17 protein-coding genes are annotated in these 17,945 nt (G+C 74.2%); 1 reads left to right on the top strand and 16 read right to left on the bottom strand.

Annotated features, from left to right (window positions below; genetic code table 11):
• Position 1: 1 nt before the first annotated feature.
• From lgt to hisI, 11 genes are all read right to left on the bottom strand, one after another.
• Positions 2 to 973 (bottom strand): prolipoprotein diacylglyceryl transferase, encoded by a 972-nt coding sequence (gene lgt / locus OG521_29465; protein WUW24670.1) that lies wholly within the window; start codon positions 971 to 973, stop codon positions 2 to 4.
• A gap of 99 nt (positions 974 to 1,072) precedes the next feature.
• Positions 1,073 to 1,900 carry a thioredoxin domain-containing protein gene (locus OG521_29460; GenBank protein ID WUW24669.1) on the bottom strand — a complete coding sequence of 276 codons (828 nt, stop codon included), beginning with the start codon at positions 1,898 to 1,900 and terminating at the stop codon, positions 1,073 to 1,075.
• Between the two features lie 76 nt (positions 1,901 to 1,976).
• The gene (gene trpA / locus OG521_29455; protein WUW24668.1) at positions 1,977 to 2,789 is read right to left on the bottom strand and encodes a tryptophan synthase subunit alpha; all 813 of its coding nucleotides are present in this window, start codon (positions 2,787 to 2,789) and stop codon (positions 1,977 to 1,979) included.
• Positions 2,786 to 4,072 (bottom strand): tryptophan synthase subunit beta, encoded by a 1,287-nt coding sequence (gene trpB, locus OG521_29450; protein ID WUW24667.1) that lies wholly within the window; start codon positions 4,070 to 4,072, stop codon positions 2,786 to 2,788. Before trpB ends, trpA begins: the two co-directional genes overlap by 4 nt.
• A gap of 134 nt (positions 4,073 to 4,206) precedes the next feature.
• Entirely contained in the window at positions 4,207 to 4,386 is a 180-nt protein-coding gene (locus OG521_29445) for a tryptophan synthase subunit(beta) (protein ID WUW26843.1), read from the bottom strand.
• Positions 4,387 to 4,433: 47 nt separating this feature from the next.
• Positions 4,434 to 5,243, bottom strand: a complete 810-nt coding sequence (gene trpC / locus OG521_29440) for an indole-3-glycerol phosphate synthase TrpC (protein WUW24666.1) — start codon at positions 5,241 to 5,243, stop codon at positions 4,434 to 4,436.
• 115 nt (positions 5,244 to 5,358) lie between these two features.
• Positions 5,359 to 5,859: a DUF2752 domain-containing protein gene (locus tag OG521_29435; GenBank protein ID WUW24665.1), complete on the bottom strand. Its 501-nt coding sequence runs from the start codon at positions 5,857 to 5,859 to the stop codon at positions 5,359 to 5,361.
• Positions 5,860 to 5,936: 77 nt separating this feature from the next.
• Positions 5,937 to 6,185: a hypothetical protein gene (locus OG521_29430; GenBank protein ID WUW24664.1), complete on the bottom strand. Its 249-nt coding sequence runs from the start codon at positions 6,183 to 6,185 to the stop codon at positions 5,937 to 5,939.
• A 131-nt stretch (positions 6,186 to 6,316) separates the two neighbouring features.
• Complete coding sequence (locus OG521_29425) at positions 6,317 to 6,976, bottom strand: TIGR02234 family membrane protein (protein ID WUW24663.1); 660 nt, start codon at positions 6,974 to 6,976, stop codon at positions 6,317 to 6,319.
• A 61-nt stretch (positions 6,977 to 7,037) separates the two neighbouring features.
• On the bottom strand, positions 7,038 to 8,525 hold the full coding sequence (locus tag OG521_29420; protein WUW24662.1) for an anthranilate synthase component I: 1,488 nt from the start codon (positions 8,523 to 8,525) through the stop codon (positions 7,038 to 7,040).
• A gap of 11 nt (positions 8,526 to 8,536) precedes the next feature.
• On the bottom strand, positions 8,537 to 8,920 hold the full coding sequence (gene hisI, locus OG521_29415) for a phosphoribosyl-AMP cyclohydrolase (GenBank protein WUW24661.1): 384 nt from the start codon (positions 8,918 to 8,920) through the stop codon (positions 8,537 to 8,539).
• Positions 8,921 to 9,004: 84 nt separating this feature from the next.
• On the opposite strand from hisI, the gene OG521_29410 reads away from it, so the two are divergent.
• A complete protein-coding gene (locus OG521_29410; GenBank protein WUW24660.1) occupies positions 9,005 to 9,637 on the top strand; it encodes a TIGR03085 family metal-binding protein in 633 nt (210 codons plus the stop codon).
• A gap of 21 nt (positions 9,638 to 9,658) precedes the next feature.
• On the opposite strand, the gene OG521_29405 is transcribed toward OG521_29410, so the two are convergent.
• The 5 genes from OG521_29405 to OG521_29385 form a co-directional block, all read right to left on the bottom strand.
• Positions 9,659 to 10,909, bottom strand: coding sequence for an MFS transporter (locus OG521_29405; GenBank protein ID WUW24659.1), 1,251 nt, complete (start codon positions 10,907 to 10,909; stop codon positions 9,659 to 9,661).
• An 82-nt stretch (positions 10,910 to 10,991) separates the two neighbouring features.
• Entirely contained in the window at positions 10,992 to 11,579 is a 588-nt protein-coding gene (locus tag OG521_29400; GenBank protein ID WUW24658.1) for a helix-turn-helix domain-containing protein, read from the bottom strand.
• 39 nt (positions 11,580 to 11,618) lie between these two features.
• Positions 11,619 to 13,217 carry a cation acetate symporter gene (locus tag OG521_29395; protein ID WUW24657.1) on the bottom strand — a complete coding sequence of 533 codons (1,599 nt, stop codon included), beginning with the start codon at positions 13,215 to 13,217 and terminating at the stop codon, positions 11,619 to 11,621.
• Between the two features lie 293 nt (positions 13,218 to 13,510).
• Positions 13,511 to 14,887, bottom strand: coding sequence for a helix-turn-helix domain-containing protein (locus OG521_29390; protein WUW24656.1), 1,377 nt, complete (start codon positions 14,885 to 14,887; stop codon positions 13,511 to 13,513).
• Between the two features lie 216 nt (positions 14,888 to 15,103).
• Positions 15,104 to 17,935, bottom strand: coding sequence for a LuxR family transcriptional regulator (locus tag OG521_29385; protein WUW24655.1), 2,832 nt, complete (start codon positions 17,933 to 17,935; stop codon positions 15,104 to 15,106).
• Positions 17,936 to 17,945: the final 10 nt, after the last annotated feature.

Below are 17,945 nucleotides of genomic sequence, written 5' to 3'. Positions count from 1 at the left end.
GTCAGCCCTTGGCCGTCTCCGCCTCACCGTTCGTCTTCGGCGCGTCCTCCTCGGACGCGGACTCGACCGGCTTCACGTCGCCGGGCTCCCGGTCCTCGCCGGACTCCCCGTCTTCGGCGTCCCCGGCATCGGCCGCGTCCGTGGACACGGGCGTCTGGGGCGTCTCCGGCTCGACGATCTCCTCGCGGCCCGGCCTCACCCTCGCCGAGATCACGATGTACACCACCGCGAGCACGAACACGATCAGCGCGGTCCACACGTTCAGACGCAGGCCCAGGATGTGGTGGGCCTCGTCGACGCGCATGTACTCGATCCAGGCGCGGCCCGCGCAGTACGCGGCGACGTACAGCGCGAACGCCCGTCCGTGTCCGAGCTTGAAGCGGCGGTCGGCCCAGATCACCAGGAGCGCCACACCGATGCACCACAGCGACTCGTACAGGAACGTCGGGTGGTAGGTGCCGGCGACCCGGTTGGGGCCCTCGCTGATCTTCAGCGCCCACGGGACGTCGGTCTCCCGGCCGTACAGCTCCTGGTTGAACCAGTTGCCCCAGCGGCCGCAGGCCTGGGCCAGGGCGATTCCGGGGGCGAGCGCGTCGGCCCAGGCGGGCAGCGGGATCCCGCGGCGGCGGCAGCCGATCCAGGCACCGACCGCGCCGAGCGCGATCGCACCCCAGATACCGAGGCCGCCCTGCCAGATCTTGAAGGCGTCCACCCAGTTCTCACCGTCGCTGAAGTACAGCTGGTAGTCGGTGATGACGTGGTAGAGCCTTCCGCCGACGAGGCCGAAGGGCACGGCCCAGACGGCGATGTCGGCGACAGTGCCGGCTTTGCCGCCTCGGGCGACCCAGCGCTTGTTGCCGAACCAGACGGCGACGAAGACACCGATGATGATGCAGAACGCGTAGCCGCGGAGCGGGATCGGTCCGAGATCGATCACGCCGGTCGACGGGCTGGGGATGTAGGCAAGATTCATGGCATCGTCGACGCTACCCTGCCGGGCGGGACGTACGGCAACCCGCCCGACAACGTCTGGGTAACGAGCCGGTCATCGATTCCCCCGGGCGGGCGCCGCTCAGGAGCCCGACGGGGAGGGTGTGACGGTGCCCGGCTTCTTGCCCTTGTTGGCCTCGGCGACCCACTTCTTCAGGTTGGCGACGGTGATGGCCTCGTTCCCCTTCTTGGGGAAGATCGACTCGCCGTTGAGCAGGGCGGTGGGCGTGCCCTGGAATCCGCCGTTCTGGAATGCGGTGTTGGACTTCTGCACCCAGGCGTCGTGCTTGCCGTCCTCGACACAGCTGCGGAAGGCGGGCGTGTCGAGCCCGTCGACCTTCTTCGACAGGTCGATCAGCTTGCCGTTGTCACCGAAGGCGTCGTCGGACTCCTGCGGCTGATTGCGGTACAGGACGTCGTGGTAGGCGGGGAACTTGCCGACGTCCTGGGCGCAGGCCGCCGCGTTGGCCGCCCTGAGCGAGCCGCTGCCGCCGAGATTGCCGTCGATCAGCGTGGCGAAGTGGTAGTCGACCTTCAGCTGCCCGCTCTGCTCCAACTGGTGGATCGTGTCGCGGAACGCGTTCTCGAACTGGGCGCAGACCGGGCAGCGGAAGTCCTCCCAGACCGTGAGCGTGGACGGGGCGTCGTCCGCTCCCACCGGAATGGTCAGGCTGTCCTTGCCGGTAGCCCCGGACGGCGCGACGGCCGGACCTGACGCCTTGGCCTTGTCACCCTTGCCACCGGTGTTCGCCGCGATCACACCGACGACGGCGGCCAGCCCCAGCACCCCCACCACGGCCGCGGAGACGATCAGCGTGCGGCGGCGGCGCTCGCGCGCCCTCGCCTGCTCGCGCTGCTGGATCAGCCGGTCACGCGCGGCCCTTTTTCCCTCTTGGTTCTTCTCGCTCACACCCGCAGCAACGAACCGGGGAGGCACTCGCGTGCCTCCCCGGTCCCAGGTCCACCCATTCGGGTTACGCCCGGCGTCAGCGCTTTCGAACACCCTCGGCCAGATCGGCCGCCAGCGAGCGGACGGCCACGAGACCGGCCGCCTCGTCGGGGGCGTCGAGCATCCGCTTGACGAAGGCGGATCCGACGATGACGCCGTCGGCGAAGCCCGCCACCTCCGCGGCCTGCTCGGCGTTGGAGACGCCGAGGCCCACGCAGACCGGGATGCCGGTGGTGGCGCGGGTGCGCCGCACCAGGTCCTGGGCCTGTTCGCCGACCGAGGCGCGGGTGCCGGTGACGCCCATGAGCGACGCGGCGTACACGAAGCCGGAGCCGGCCGCCGTGATGGTGGCGAGCCGCTCGTCCTTGCTGCTGGGCGCGACGACGAACACGGTCGCGAGGCCGTGCTTGTCCGCGTGCTCGCGCCACAGCGCGGACTCCTGGACCGGCAGGTCGGGCAGGATGCACCCGGCGCCGCCCGCCGCGGCGAGCTCGGCGGTGAAGCGCTCGACGCCGTACCGGTCGATCGGGTTCCAGTACGTCATGACGAGGATCGGCGCGCCGGTCGCCTCGTGCGCCTCACGGACCGTGCGCATCACGTCGGCGATCCGCACGCCGCCGCGCAGCGCGATGTCGTCGGCGGTCTGGATGACGGGTCCGTCGAGCACCGGGTCGCTGTGCGGCAGCCCGACCTCGACGACGTCGGCGCCGCCCGCGACCACGGCCTTGACGGCCTCGATGGCGCCGTCCACGGTCGGGAAGCCGGCGGGCAGGTACGCGATCAGCGCGGCCCGGTCCTCGGCGCGGGCCGCGGCGAGCGTGGTGTTCAGCAGCTCGATGTTGCCGCTCACTTGGCGTCCCCCTCGATCTCCGCGATGTCGCTGTCCGCGGCGGCCTCGACCGCCGCGTCCGTGTCGTACAGCCCGAAGTAGCGGGCCGCCGTGTCCATGTCCTTGTCGCCGCGGCCGGACAGGTTGATCAGGATCAGTCCGTCCTTGCCGAGCTCCTTGCCGACCTCCAGGGCCCCGGCCAGCGCGTGGGCGCTCTCGATCGCCGGGATGATGCCCTCGGTGCGGGAGAGCAGGCGCAGCGCCTGCATGGCCGCGTCGTCGGTGACCGCGCGGTACTCGCCGCGGCCGACGTCCTTCAGGTAGGCGTGCTCCGGGCCGATGCCCGGGTAGTCCAGACCGGCCGAGATGGAGTACGGCTCGGTGATCTGGCCCTCGTCGTCCTGGAGGACGTAGCTGCGCGAGCCGTGCAGGATGCCGGGCTCGCCCGCGGTCAGGGTCGCCGCGTGCTCGCCGGTCTCCACGCCGTGTCCGGCGGGCTCGCAGCCGATGAGGCGGACGCCGGCGTCCGGGATGAAGGCGTGGAAGAGGCCGATGGCGTTGGAACCGCCGCCGACGCAGGCGACCGCGGCGTCCGGCAGCCGGCCGGCCTTCTCCAGGATCTGCCGCCTGGCCTCGACGCCGATCACGCGGTGGAAGTCGCGGACCATCGCCGGGAAGGGGTGCGGGCCCGCGACCGTACCGAAGAGGTAGTGGGTGCGGTCCACGTTGGCGACCCAGTCGCGGAACGCCTCGTTGATGGCGTCCTTGAGGGTGCGGGAGCCCGACTTCACGGCGATGACCTCGGCGCCGAGCATCCGCATGCGCGCCACGTTCAGCGCCTGGCGCTCGGTGTCGATCTCGCCCATGTAGATGGTGCATTCGAGGCCGAAGAGCGCGCAGGCGGTCGCGGTGGCGACGCCGTGCTGGCCGGCTCCGGTCTCGGCGATGACGCGGGTCTTGCCCATGCGCTTGGTGAGCAGCGCCTGGCCCAGCACGTTGTTGATCTTGTGCGAGCCGGTGTGGTTGAGGTCCTCGCGCTTGAGGAAGATCCGGGCGCCGCCCGCGTGCTCGGCGAAGCGCCGGACCTCGGTGAGGGCGCTGGGGCGGCCGGTGTAGTCGACCATGAGCGCGTTGAGCTCGGCGGCGAAGGCCGGGTCGGCCTTGGCCTTGTCGTACTCGACGGCGACCTCGTCCACGGCGGCGACGAGCGCCTCCGGGATGAACTTTCCGCCGTACGCGCCGAAGTACCCCTCGGCGCTGGGGATCAGACCCTCCGGGTCCGGAATGAAGAAGTCGGACGACATCTCGACGTGCTCCTCGGCATGGCAGTGGGTGGGTTCACCGTATGCGCCGTGAGCGGAGCGCCGCCGCGGCCGTGGCCGGGCGGTGCGGTCGTGCGGGTCCGCCGGTGGGGCGGGGACGACGGCCGGGGCTCGCTCTACTGCGCGGACCCCGTGCGCCATCGCATGCCGTTGACCTGGCCGGGCTCGTCGCCGATCACGTACCGCACCCGCCGGCCGTGCACGCGGCGGGCGGGTGCGCGGCAGCCGCGGGGGCGGCAGCCGCGTGCCAGCGGCGCGTGCGGGTCCCGCAGCTGCCGCGGACCGGCGGGGCGCAGGCCCGGCCGGGGGCGGAAGGCGGAACAGTCGGCGGACACGGGTGCGGTCAGCTCCGTCCGTGCCGGAGCGCCGGGTGGGCGCCGGCGGCGACCAGGTCGGCGACGGCGGACCGCGGGTCGCGGCCGGTGACCAGGGACTCGCCGACCAGCACGGAGTCCGCGCCGGCGTTGGCGTAGGCGATGAGGTCGTGCGGGCCGCGGACGCCGGACTCGGCGACCTTGATGATGTGGTCCGGGATCTCCGGGGCGACGCGCTCGAAGACGGAGCGGTCGACCTTGAGGTCCTTCAGGTTGCGCGCGTTGACGCCGATGATCCTGGCGCCGGCCTCCACCGCGCGCTCCGCCTCCTCCTCGTCGTGCGCCTCGACCAGCGGCGTCAGGCCGATGGACTCGGCACGCTCGATCAGGGAGACGAGCGCCTCCTGGTCGAGGGCGGCGACGATCAGCAGGGCCAGGTCGGCGCCGTACGCGCGCGCCTCCCACAGCTGGTACGAGGTGACGATGAAGTCCTTGCGCAGGACCGGGATGTCGACCTTGGCCCGGACGGCCTCCAGGTCGGCCAGCGATCCGCCGAAGCGACGCTCCTCGGTGAGGACCGAGATGACGGACGCACCGCCCGCCTCGTAGTCCGCGGCGAGCGCGGCCGGGTCGGCGATCGCGGCCAGGGCGCCCTTGGAGGGGCTGGAGCGCTTGACCTCGCAGATGACGGTCACGCCCTCGCCGCGCAGGGCGGCGACTCCGTCCTTCGCCTGGGGAGCGCGGGCCGCGCGTTCCTTGAGCTCGTCGAGGCTGACGCGCGCCTGCCGCTCCGCGAGGTCGGCGCGGACGCCGTCGATGATCTCGTCGAGCACACTCACGCGAGAGGCCCCCTTCCGGGACGTTGACAAGGGAACAGGATGAGACATCCCGATGGTATCCGCAGGAGGCCGATGGGCCCGCATCCGCCCACTGGATGTCCCACTACCTGGGCATTCACGGCGCGAGCGCCGATCCGAACGGCAGGTTCCGGACGACCGTGAAGATCAGCAGGACGGCACCGATCCCCCACCAGTGGACCGGTTTCGGTTCGAACCGCAGCGGCCGCCCGGAGGCCGCCCGGACCGCCCAGAGGACCCAGAGCACGGCGAAGGCCGCGTAGCCGATGACGGCGAGGGCGTTGGAGCCGAGCGCCGCCACGATGTCGCCGTGCGCGAAGGCGTGGGCACTGCGCAGCCCGCCGCAGCCGGGGCAGTAGATGCCGGTGAACCGGAGCAGCGGACACACCGGGTAGTGGCCCGGTTCGTTGGGGTCGACGGAGCCGACGTAGCCGAAGGCGCCGACGACGACGGCCAGGACGGCGGCCGGGGTGGCGATCCGCCGCAGCCGCGAGGCCGGGACGGGAGCGGGCGGGAAGACCGGCGGGAGGCCCTGGTGGCCGGGCACCGGCGCGGGGCCGGCCGACGGAGGGGCTGCGGGAGAAGGCGATGCGTCCACCCGGTGATTGTCGCCGCTGACGCGGAAAGGCGCAGCCCGGACCGGGCTGCGCCTCGCGCGTGCGTCCTCGGGACGGGTCAGGAGGTCTGCGCCTGACCGGCGCGGGCCCTGGCCGCCGCCAGTTCCGACGACTCCTTCGGCATGCCGAGGCCGGCGGCCTTCATGGCCAGGCCGACGATCCCGCCGACGAAGACGACGACGATTCCGGCCCAGAACCCGAGCGGGTTGGCCGCGACCATGAAGACGCCCGCGATGCAGAAGCCGATGAAGGCGATGATGACACCGGTCCAGGCGGCCGGGGTGTGTCCGTGGCTGCTGCCCGCCATGAGTTGCTCCTCGTTGATGTTGCGCTGTTGGTATCGCTCGGGGTCGCCGCGACCGTGCCGCTGTGGGCGCCGGAGTGCCGCGAGCTCACGGCCATTGTCCCGCACGTGCGGGTGCGGCGTGAGCGTGGGGGTCATGCCTCGCGCGTCGGGTCCTCGCCGCGGTCCAGGGCCTTCCACAGGTCCTCGGGCCGGTCGGGGTCCGGGGCGGCGCGGGGGGCCTTGCGGGGGCGCGGGGTGCCGTCGCGCTCGTACCGTCCGGACATCGTGGGCCAGCGGCTGCCGAAGCGCAGGGCGAGGAGTCCGGCCAGCAGGATCAGCAGGCCGCCGGCCGCGGTGATGTAGGGCCAGGCGGTGTGGCTGAGTGCGTGGATGGCGGCGGAGGTGTCACCGGTGGTCTGCGCGGCCTTCTCGTCGAGTGCGGCGCTGTCGGACGCGCCGATGTAGGCGCTCAGCGCGGCGCCGAGGCCGCTGAGGGCCAGCAGTCCTGCGACGGCGAGCCGGCCGGCGCCGCGGACGGCGAAGACGGCGACGAGGGCGGCCAGGCCGACTATGGCGAGGGCCGCGGGGAGGCCGGTGACGTCCTGCCCCTCGGCGCTCAGTGCCAGGGTGCCGCCGCCGACCGCGGCCTTGCCCTCGGCCCAGGTCTGGCCGGAGGCGAGCAGGACGACGGTGGCACCGGCGGCCCCGAGGAGCAGGCCGGCGGCCAGGCTTCGGCGGCTCCCCGCGCTGTCGGGCGCGGCGGCGGCTTCGGCACGGGGCTGGGGTACGGGGACAGCACTCACGTACTCCACTATCCCTTACGGCCCCGTGATGGCGGACCGCCCCCCGTGTGCCGGTCGTCTCACCGGATCGTCAGTGCCCGCCGAGCCGGTTGGCGGTGTGCACGGCGCGCAGCACCGCCGCGGCCTTGTTGCGGCACTCGGTGTCCTCGGCGACCGGGTCGGAGTCGGCGACGACGCCGGCCCCGGCCTGGACGTACGCGGTGCCGTCGCGCAGCAGCGCGGTGCGGATGGCGATGGCGGTGTCGGAGTCCCCGGCGAAGTCGAGGTAGCCGACGCAGCCGCCGTACAGCCCGCGGCGGGTGGGTTCGAGCTCCTCGATGATCTGCATCGCGCGCGGCTTGGGGGCGCCGGAGAGGGTGCCCGCGGGGAAGCACGCGGTGAGGACGTCGAAGGCGGTACGGCCCTCGGCGACGCGGCCGGTGACGGTGGACACGATGTGCATCACGTGGGAGTACCGCTCGATCGACATGAAGTCGACGACCTCGACGCTGCCCGGCTCGCAGACGCGCCCCAGGTCGTTGCGGCCGAGGTCGACGAGCATCAGGTGCTCGGCGCGTTCCTTCGGGTCGGCGAGGAGTTCGTCGGCGAGCGCCTGGTCCTCCTGCGGGGTGGCGCCGCGGTGCCGGGTGCCGGCGATCGGGTGGACCATCGCGCGGCCGTCCTCGACCTTGACGAGGGCCTCGGGGCTGGAGCCCGCGACGTCGAAGCCGTCGAAGCGGAAGAGGTACATGTACGGGGAGGGGTTGGTGGCGCGCAGCACCCGGTAGACGTCCAGCGCGCTCGCCGTGCACGGGGTCTCGAAGCGCTGGGAGGGGACGACCTGGAAGGCCTCGCCTGCCCGGATGCGCTCCTTCACGTCCTCGACGGCGTCCTGGTAGGCCTTGCCTCCCCACAGGGCGGTGTAGGGCGGGAGCTCGGAGGGCGGCAGGGCGGCGGGGGCGTTCTCGACCGGGCGGCGCAGGTCCCGCTCCATGGCGTCGAGCCGGGCGACGGCGTCGGCGTGGGCCTCGTCGACGCCGGTGGCCAGGTCGTTGTGGTTGATCGCGTTGGCGATCAGCAGGACGCTGCCGTCCCAGTGGTCGAGGACGGCGAGGTCGGAGGTGAGCAGCATCGTCAGCTCGGGGAGCTTCAGATCGTCGCCGCCGCTCTCGCCGATCTTCTCCAGCCGGCGCACGATGTCGTAGCCGAGGTAGCCGACCATGCCGCCGGTGAACGGCGGGAGCCCCGATTCCTGGTCGTGCGGGGTGTGCAGGGTCTCGATGGTGGCGCGCAGGGCCTGCAGCGGGTCGCCCTCGACGGGGACGCCGACCGGCGGGGTGCCGAGCCAGTGGGCCTCGCCGTCGCGGGTGGTGAGGGTGGCGGCGCTGCGTACGCCGATGAAGGAGTAGCGCGACCAGGTGCGGCCGTTCTCCGCGGATTCCAGGAGGAAGGTGCCGGTGCGCTCCCCCGCCAGCTTGCGGTAGAGACCGACCGGGGTGTCGCCGTCCGCGAGGAGCCGGCGGGTGACGGGGATGACGCGCCGGTCGACGGCCAGCTTGCGGAACGTGTCGAGATCCATGGCGGCTGACCCTACTGTCCGAGCGTGAGGACGTCGGCGTCGAAACAGGTGCGGTCGCCCGTGTGGCAGGCGGCGCCCGTCTGGTCGACCTTCACGAGGACCGTGTCGGCGTCGCAGTCCAGGGCGACGGACTTGACCTGCTGGATGTGGCCGGAGGTGTCGCCCTTCACCCAGTACTCCTGGCGGCTGCGCGACCAGTAGGTGCAGCGGCCGGTGGTGAGGGTGCGGTGCAGGGCCTCGTCGTCCATCCAGCCGAGCATCAGCACCTCGCCGGTGTCGTACTGCTGGGCGATGGCCGGGACCAGTCCGTCGGCACCGCGCTTGAGGCGGGCGGCGATGGCGGGGTCGAGGTCGCTGGCGGGCCGGGGGGTGCCGGGCGTGGGCGTGCTGGTCATCTGCCCATTGTGCCGTGGCTGCGGAGGGCTTCCGGGCGTGCGTCCACTGGGCGGACGGTGGACGGCGGTCGTACGCTGGCGGACATGTCGACCCATGCGAAGCGCGAACGACTTCTGCTCGCCGACCTGTTGGAGGCCGTGGGCCCGGAGGCCCCGACCCTCTGCCACGGCTGGAAGGCCCGTGATCTGGCGGCCCATGTGGTGGTGCGGGAGCGGCGGCCCGACGCGGCGGCCGGGACCCTCATCGGACCGCTGAGGAACCGCAGCGAGAGGGTCACCGCGGAATTCGCCGCGAAGCCGTACGAGGAACTGATCCAGCTCATCCGTACGGGTCCGCCGCGGATGTCCCCGTTCGGGCTGAAGCAGCTGGACGAGGCGGCGAACACGGTCGAGTTCTACGTGCACACGGAGGACGTCCGCCGGGCACAGCCGGACTGGTCGGCGCGGGAGCTGGACCCGGTCTTCGCCGACGTCCTGTGGTCGCGTACGGAGAAGGCGGCGCGGATGCTGGGCCGCAAGGCCCCGGTGGGGCTGGTGCTGCGCCGCCCGGACGGCCAGACGGCGGTGGCGCACAAGGGCACCCCGGTGGTGACGGTGACCGGTGAGCCGGGCGAGCTGCTGCTGTTCGCGTTCGGACGGCAGGACGCGGCGCGGGTGGAGCTGGAGGGCGAACAGGACGCGATCGGCCGGCTGACGACGGCGAAGCTGGGGATGTAGGGCCGGCCGCCCGGGGCGGCCTCAGCCCGGGAGTTCCGCGCGGCGCAGCCGGGTGAAGGCCAGGCCGCCCACCGCGCCCGCCCCGCACAGCACGGCGCTGGCGACGAAGACCGGTCCGGTGCCCCAGAGGGCGACGGCCGCGCCGGTGACGGGGTAGCTGAGCGGCGCGAGCGCGTGGGTGAAGAGCGTCGAGACCGAGGTGACCCGGCCCAGGTAGCCGGGGTCGGCGGCGGTCTGTGTGAGCGCGCCGCACAGGGCGCCGCCGAGGCCGGCGAAGAGTCCGATGAGGAACGCGACCCCCGCGGCGAGCGGCACGGACGGCGCGAACGCCAGGGCCCCGATGGCGACCGCGCCGACCAGCACGGTCAGGCACATGACGAGTCCGGCCCGGGGGACGCGGCCCCGCACGGTGAGCAGCAGGGCCGAGGCGCCCGCGCCGGCGCCGAAGGCGGCGACGACCCAGCCCATGCCGGACGCACCCCAGCCGCGTTCGTCGCTGAGCAGGATCAGGCCGAGGTTGAGGGGTCCGACGAAGCCGAGTTCGCTGACGGCGACGACGAGCATCAGCGGTCCGAGGAGGGGGTGGCGGCGGATGTAGCGCAGTCCGTCGGCCAGTTCGCGCCGGGCGGTGCCTGCGGGTGCCGCCTCGGCCTGGTCCGTCACGGGCAGCGGGCTGATGCGTACGGCCAGCAGCAGCGGCAGCGAGACGGCGAAGAGGACGCCCGCGGCGGCGAAGGCGAGGACGGGTCCGCCGAGGGCGACCGCGACGCCGCCGAGCGGGGCGCCCACCACGTTGGCGGTGCGGGTGGCGAGGCCGCGCAGTCCCTGGACCCGGGCGAGCTGGGAGGCGGCGGTGATCCGGGGCGGCAGGGCGCCGACGGCGGGCAGGAAGAGGGCGTCGACCGCGCCGAAGACGAGTGCGACGGCGATCAGCATCCACACCGTGGGCGACGTGAGGAGCAGGGTGCCGGCCAGGCCGAGGATGACGAGACAGCGGGCGGTGTCGCTGGCGACGACGACGCGGCGCGGCCCGAGCCGGTCGGCGAGCACTCCCCCGCCGAGCAGCAGGACGGCCCGGGGTATGGAGCCGGCGGCGAGCACCAGACCAGTCTGCGAGGCGCTGCCGGTACGGGCGGCGGCCCAGGCGAGGGCCATGTAGTAGACGCTGTCGCCGATCGTGGACGCCGTGTAGGCGCCGAGCCAGCGCAGGACGTTGCCGTCGCGGTGGGCGGGGCGTCCGGGGGCTTCGGTGGCGCTGAGGGTGACGGTCACGGGGCGTCCTCTCGGAGCAAGCCGGGGTCGGGCTGAAACGGTCAGGAACGGTCCGGGTCCGGGACGGTCAGGTCCGGAACGGTCAGGTCCGGAACGGGAAGCCGTACAGGTGCAGCGCGACGTTCTCGCGGTCCTCCGTGTCGCCCGCCTCGTCGCGGGTACGGCCCTGCTCCTCGTACCGGTTGATGACCGCGTGCAGTTCGCGTTCGAGCGCGGAGAGCTCGTCGGGGGTCAGCCGGGCCAGGTACTCCGAGGTGTAGGAGGCCTTGCGCCACTTCGCCGTCCAGGTGCGGTACGCGTCGAGGAAGCGGCGGTACATCTCGATGTGCTGGTCGAACGAGAGCCGGCTGACCGCGGTGTGGGTGGCGGCCTTCTCCGGCGCGTCGCTGAAGTCCTCGTCGTGGAAGCGCAGCCCCTTCGACGCGGCCTGCCACCAGCGCTCGCGGCCGTCCCTGCCCTCCCGGTCGGCCTCCTCGATCAGGCCGTGGTCGGCGAGCTTGCGCAGGTGGTAGCTGACGAGCGAGACCTGCTCGTCGACCTGCTCGGCGAGCTGGGAGGCGGTGGCCTGCCGGGCGATGTAGAGCGCGCGGTAGAGCTTCATCCGCAGGGGGTGCCCGAACGCCTTGAGCGTGCCGAGGTCGGACACCCGGCGTGATTCGTTGCTTGCCATGCCCTCCACGGTAGATAGGAAAGAAAACTTGCGCAATATCTATTGCGCAATAAAAGTTGCACGACGGGCCGAGCCCTCTGCCGCCGGCCGCTCCCGCCGCCCGGTACGGGACCCCAGGTACCCCAGGAGGAAGCCGGCCGGGATCGTGATCAGGCCCGGCGTCTGGAGCGGGAACCAGTGGAAGTCGCGGGACGGGAACAGCGCGATGGGGGTGCCGGAGAACGCGGGCGAGAACACCATCAGGACCGCGATCAGCGGCAGCGTGCCGTAGACCGTCCAGCGCACCCCGCGCGCGTCGAAGCCCGGCCGGAACAGTGCGTACAGCAGGACCGGCGGGAGTACGGAGGCGGCGGCCGCGAAGGAGAGCGAGAGCAGCACCTGCGGATTGCGCTCGTGGGTGTACGTCGACACGTAGACGGAGAGCGCGCCGACCAGCACGACGGCCAGCCGGGCGCGGAGGATCTCGCGCCCGGCGGACCGGTCGGAGCGGGCGGCCGTACGGGCCCGGGCCTTCGCCGCGAAGTCGCGGGCCAGGGACGAGGCGGCGGCCAGGGTGATGCCGGCCACGGCGGCCAGCGTGGTGGCGAACACCGCGCAGGCCACGAACGCGAACAGCAGGGACTCGCGCGGCCCGCCGGCGCCCGGGTCGAGCGCGCCGGTCACCAGCAGCAGCGCCGTGCCGCCCGCCGGGTCCGCGGCCTGGATGACCTTGTGGCCGAGCAGGGCGGCCGCGCCGAGGCCGACCACGACGACACCGGCGCACAGGAAGGCCACCGGGGCCGCCGCCCAGACGGTGGCGCGGCGCACGGTCCAGCTGTCGCGCATGGGGTGCAGCCGCATCATGATGTGCGGCATGCAGGCGGCGCCGAGGACCAGGGTGAGCTGGAAGCCGAGCAGGTCCAGGGTGCCGGAGAGGGTGTGGCCGAACTGCAGACCGGGGCGGGCGTACGCGCCGCCGGCCCCGCTGCCCTGCCGGGCGGCGTCGAACAGGGCGAACGGGTTCCAGCCGTAGCGGGCGAGCACCAGGCCGGCCAGCAGGGTCACCGCGGCCAGCACCACCGCGACCTTGACGATCTGGATGTAGCCGGTGCCGCGCATGCCGCCGACGGCGGAGTAGCAGACCATCAGGGCGCCGCTGGCGACGGTGCAGCTGGTGAGCGCGCCGTCCGGCAGCCCGAACATCGAGGTCATCACCCGCCCCGCGGTGGCGAGTTGCACCAGCAGCAGGGGCGTCAGGACGACCAGGGTGGTGATCCCCAGGGCGCGGCGTACGGTCGGGTCGCCGAGCCGGTCCGCGAGGAAGTCGCCGAGGGTGAACACGCCCTTGCGGCGCATCGGTTCGGCCAGGATCCGCATGACCAGGACCAGGGACGCGACCGTGGCGAGGGCGAAGAGGATGCCGTCGAAGCCGGCGAGCGCGACCGAGCCGGTCGTGGAGAGCAGGGTGGCGGCCGAGATGTAGTCGCCGGCGATGGCCAGTCCGCTCCCGGCCGGACCGAGGGCGGAGCCGCCGCCCGCGTAGAAGTGCTCCGGGTCGTCCTGGTCCGCGGCTGCCAGCCCGCACAGCAGCAGCGACACGGCGACGAAGCCGAGGAAGACGACGACGGCCAGCGACCGGGCGTCGAAGCCGCCGCTCACCGGCGCGCTCCCGGGGCCGGGGCGCAGGGGGCGGCGGGTGCGGGGGCGTTCGTGAGCGCGCGGGGTGCGTGGAGCGCGCGGGATTCCGGGGGCACGGGAGGCATGCCGGTTACGGCATCAGGTGCCCGGATCCGCGTACAGCGGGCGGGGCGGGTGCGCTGCGCGCGTACAGCGGGTGGCGGGGAGGACTGTGCGGGAGCACACGCGCCGGCCGCGCGTGCGCTCCCCCGTTCCCGGTCCGTGCTCTCGGCCCGCGTTCCCAGTCCGCGTGCCAGGCGCCCTCGTCCGCGGTCTCAGTCCGTGAGCAGGCGCCGTGCCGCCAGGGCGAGGGAGACCTCGACCGCGTCGGACGGGCGGGTCAGGCAGCGGCCGGTCAGCTGCTCGAACCGGCGCAGCCGGTTCAGGACGGTGTTGCGGTGGCAGTAGAGACGGGCTCCCGCGCGCTGCGCCGAACCGTCCGAGTCGAGCCATGCCGTGAGCGTCTCGATCAGCACGTCGCGGTCGGCGGGGTCCAGCCGGTCCAGCGGACCCAGGACCCGGGCGGCGAGCGCGGAGCCGAGTCCCGGGGACGAGACGACCAGGGCCGCGGGCAGCTGCTCGTCGAGCAGGACGACGCCGCCGCCGGCCGGGCAGGCCCGCAGCGCGGTCTCGGCGAGCCGGCGGGCGTCCCCGACCGCCGCCAGTCCTTCGACGGCGGAGCTGATCCCGACCCGGGCGCCCGGCGGGACGGACAGGCCGGCGGCCAACGCCGCCAGTTCCGCGTCCCCGTCGACCGCGCCGGCCGGCGCCTCGGGCCCTTCGCTCCCCCCGGCCGACGCGGTGCCGGCCGTGTCGGCGACCGGTGCGGCGGCCTCGGCCGCCCCCTCGCCCCAGGTCAGCGGGACGATCGCGAACTCCGCCTCCGGTCCCGGGTGCCAGAGCGCGTCCGTGCCGGCGGGCAGCGTCATCGGAGGGTGCGTGGTGCCGTGCGGGGCGCGGCGGGCGGTGGCGACCGCGAGCACCGCGTACCTGCCCTGCTCCGGCAGCCCCAGCATCGCCGCGGCCTCCGGCAGTTCGGCGATCTGCGCGGTGCCGTCCAGCAGCGCCGCCGTCATCAGGCGCTGGCGGTTCTCCCGCCGCCAGACCAGCCGGCGCTCCGTCTGCCGGTAGGCGTCGGCGACGACGCCGCAGTGCTCGTCCACGAAGTTCCAGACGTCCGCCGCGACATGCACCAGCAGCCGGATGTCCTCGGGGTGGCGGCGCGCGGTCTCGTCCACGAGGTCCTGCCAGACCATCGCACCGCCCATCCGGAAGGCGTGCAGGACCGCGTCGAGCGGCAGACCCTGCTCGGCCCTGACCTCACCGATACGCCGGGAGGTGCGGTGGGCGGCGTCCCGGAACTCGCGGGGCTGGATCAGCGACTGGACGTTGTGCCGCAGCGAGTGGTGCACCTCCTGCCAGATGTCCGCCGCGTCGGCCTCGATCGCCGAGCGGTAGGCGGGTTCCTGCTCGCGCAACGCCTCGACCAGCCGGTCCGTCAGCTCGGGCAGCGCCTCGACCAGCACCCGGGCGGCCCGGTGCAGTACGGCGACGGCCTCGCGATCGGCCAGTGAACGGAAGCGGCGCGGCATCGGCGCGACGGGTGGCGGCCCGTGCAGCGCCCTGACCCGTGAACGTACGACCTGCGGCATGGCGGCCTCCACCGGGATTCGGCCGGCTCCGGAAATCGGCCGGCTCCGGTTCGCCCAGCCCGGCATTGGGCATGAGCACACCGAATCATCCTGACGCCCGCAGAATGGCATACCGCCCAGTCGGTACCTAGGGGTCTGCGGCGTTCTTCTCATCACGGTCCTGCAACCTCCCGGCCCGGCCCCCGGCGCCGGACCCCTGCGGCCGCCCGGCGGTTCCTACCTGCCCAGCACCCTGGCCAGCTCCGTTCTCGACCGCACGCCGAGCGCGGCGAAGACATTGCGCAGGTGGTGGTCGACGGTCCGCGTGCTCACCGAGAGCCGCAGCGCCACCTCACGGTTGGTGGCCCCCTCGGCGACGCACCGGGCGATCCGCTGCTGCTGCGGGGTCAGCACGGCCAGCGGATCGGGTCCGCCGGCCGCGGCCGGCGCCTCCACGGCCTCGCCCGCGGCACGCAGTTCACCGCTCGCCCTGGCCTCCCAGGCGCGTGCGCCGCACCGTTCGAAGGCGACCAGGGCGTCCCGCAGCGGACCCCTGGCCTCCCGGGTGCGGCGGCGCCGGCGCAGCCAGGCCCCGTACAGCAGCTGGGTGCGGGCGTGCTCGAAGTCGCCGCCCGCGCGGTCGTGGTGGGCGAGCGCCTCCTCGTACCGTCCGGCCGCGTCGGCCGGTGCCGCCAGCAGGGCCCGGCAGCGGGCCAGCTGGGCGGGGGCCTGGGGGTCGGTGGTCCGGGTGGTCCAGACGGCGAACTCCGCGACGGCGTCGGCCACCGGGTCCCCTCCCCTGCCCCGGTCCGCCCGCCCGGCCAGGACGGACGCCTCGACGTAGCAGGGAACGGCGAGCATCCGGGTGGCGAAGTGCCCCCGCCGGGGGCCGGGCCTGACGAGCGGGTCGAGGCGGGCCGCAGCCTCGCCGGAGCGCCCCGCCGCCAGGTCCGCGCGGGCGAGCGCCCAGGAGGCGAGGGTCGCGGCCTGCGCGAGGCCGTGCGGTCCCGCCCCGGCCAGGGCCGCGTCCGCGTGGGTGGCGCAGGCCTCGGTCCCGTCCTCGACGGAGGCGGCGAGCGCGAGCACGGCGTGCAGGTGGGATGCGGTGTTGGGCTGCCCGGTACGCCGGGCGGCGTGCAGACCCTCCAGCGCGTGGGCGCGGGCGCGGGCATGGCGGCCGGCCCGGAGCTCGGCGTACGCCAGGTGCTCCAGCGCCTGCGGCAGCAGCGCCTCGGGCCCGGCGGCCCGGACGGCGGCCAGGGCCCGGGCCCCTGAGCGGCACGCCCCGTCGACATCGCCCACCACCAGGGCCGCCACCCCGCCGCGCAGCAGGACGGCGGGGTCGTGCGCCCGGCCGGTGGATTCGACGCAGCGGCGCAGCAGCGCCTGCCCTTCGGCGACGCGTCCGCGCAGCACGGCGCACATGCCGTCGCGGTACTGCACGAGGGCCGGATCGGCCGCGGAGGCCGGGATACGGGTCAGGGCGTCGAGGTACGCGAGGGCGTCGCCCATCGCCCAGGCGGCCTCGGCCGCGCCGAGGCGGGCGTCCAGGGCGCGCCGCGGGTCGTGCGGGGCGAGCAGCGCGGCGGCGGTGAGGAGGGCCTCGTGAGCGTCGGTCGCCGGTCCGTCGCGCAGGGCGAGCAGGCCGCGCACCAGGTGGGCGCCGTCGTGCGCGGGGCGCGCGCCGACCCGTGCCAGCAGTGCACGGGCCCTCCCGGCGTCGCCCGCCAGCCGGGTGTGCTCGGCCGCCGCCGCGTACCGGGCGGCCCGCACCGCCTCGTCGGTGGAGAGCCCGGCGGCGCGGGCGAGTGCGGCCGCCCGTTCGGCATGCTGCCGCGGCGCCACGGCCGCCGCCTCCAGCGCGTCGGCCAGCGCGTCATCGGGCCCCGCCGCGGCGCAGGCCCGCTGGACGAGCGCGGGCAGCAGGGCGGGCCCGGACGCCGGGCGCCGCGGAGAGGGAAACGGAAGCGGATGGGGATGTGCGGGAGGCAGTGCCTGAACCGGCGTCAGCAAGGTGGCGAGCAGGCCGTGCACCGCGCGGCGGCGCTGCGGGGAGGCGCGGTGCAGGACCGCCCGGCGCACCAGGGGATGGCTGAAGTGGACGCGCTCCCCCGCCCGTTGGAGCGCGCCCGCGGTCCCGGACGGGGTGAGCAGCGCGAGGTCGAGCGCGGCGGGACCGAGGCCGGCCGATACGGCGGCGCGGAGCAGGAGCGCACCATCGGTGCCGGCGCCCTCCGGCTCGTGCTCCTGCGCCGCGGCCGCGAGCAACAGGAGGGTGCGGGTGTCCGGGGGCAGCCCGTCGAGGCGGGCCGCGTGGGCGTCCAGGACGTCCTCCGCACCGGGCAGCGGCCAGGGCAGCGCGATGCGGCCGGCCAGGTGGTCGGGGGTGAGCCGGGCGGCGAGTCCGGCGAGCAGCCGGGGGTTGCCGGCCGCCTCCCGCAGCAACTCGCCGCGGACCACCGGGTCGACCTGGTCCGCGGCGCCGGCGGCCTCGGTGATCCGGTCCAGGAGCGCCGCCGCCGCATCGTCGTCGAGGGGGCCGAGCCGCAGCGCGGGCAGCCCCGCGAAGCTCGTCTCGTCCCCGGCACCGATCACCACCGCGACCCGGCTGCCCGCGCCGAGTCTGCGGGCGGCGAAGACGAGGGCGGCGCGCGATTCCTGATCCCAGCCGTGCGCGTCGTCCACCGACACCAACAGCGGACGTTCCGCGCCGAGTTCACGCAGCAGGACGAGCAGTTCGGTGGCGGTGATGCCGTCGCGCAGCACCCGGTCGGGCGACAGCGGGAGCGGGCCGGGCGCGGAACAGAGCAGGGCGTGCAGCCCGCTGTACGGCAGTCGCCGCTCGGCGGGAGCGGCGGTGGCGGACAGCACGGGGCCGGTGCGCCGCTCCCGGTGCGCGGCCACGGCCCTGTCCAGGAGCGCGGTGCGGCCGAAGCCGGGCAGCGCGGTCAGGACCAGCGCGCCGCCGTCACCGTGCCGCAGCCGCCCCAGGAGGGTTTCCAGGATGGCGAGTTCACCGCTGCGGCCGTACAGCCGGAGCGGACTGTGCACGGTCGTCGATGGAGTCACGACCGGCACG

Origin of the sequence: Streptomyces sp. NBC_01463 (genome assembly GCA_036227345.1) — a bacterium.
Classification (GTDB): domain Bacteria; phylum Actinomycetota; class Actinomycetes; order Streptomycetales; family Streptomycetaceae; genus Streptomyces.
The sequence above is the reverse complement of the archived record's forward strand: the minus strand, read 5'-3'. Positions and strand labels throughout refer to the sequence as shown.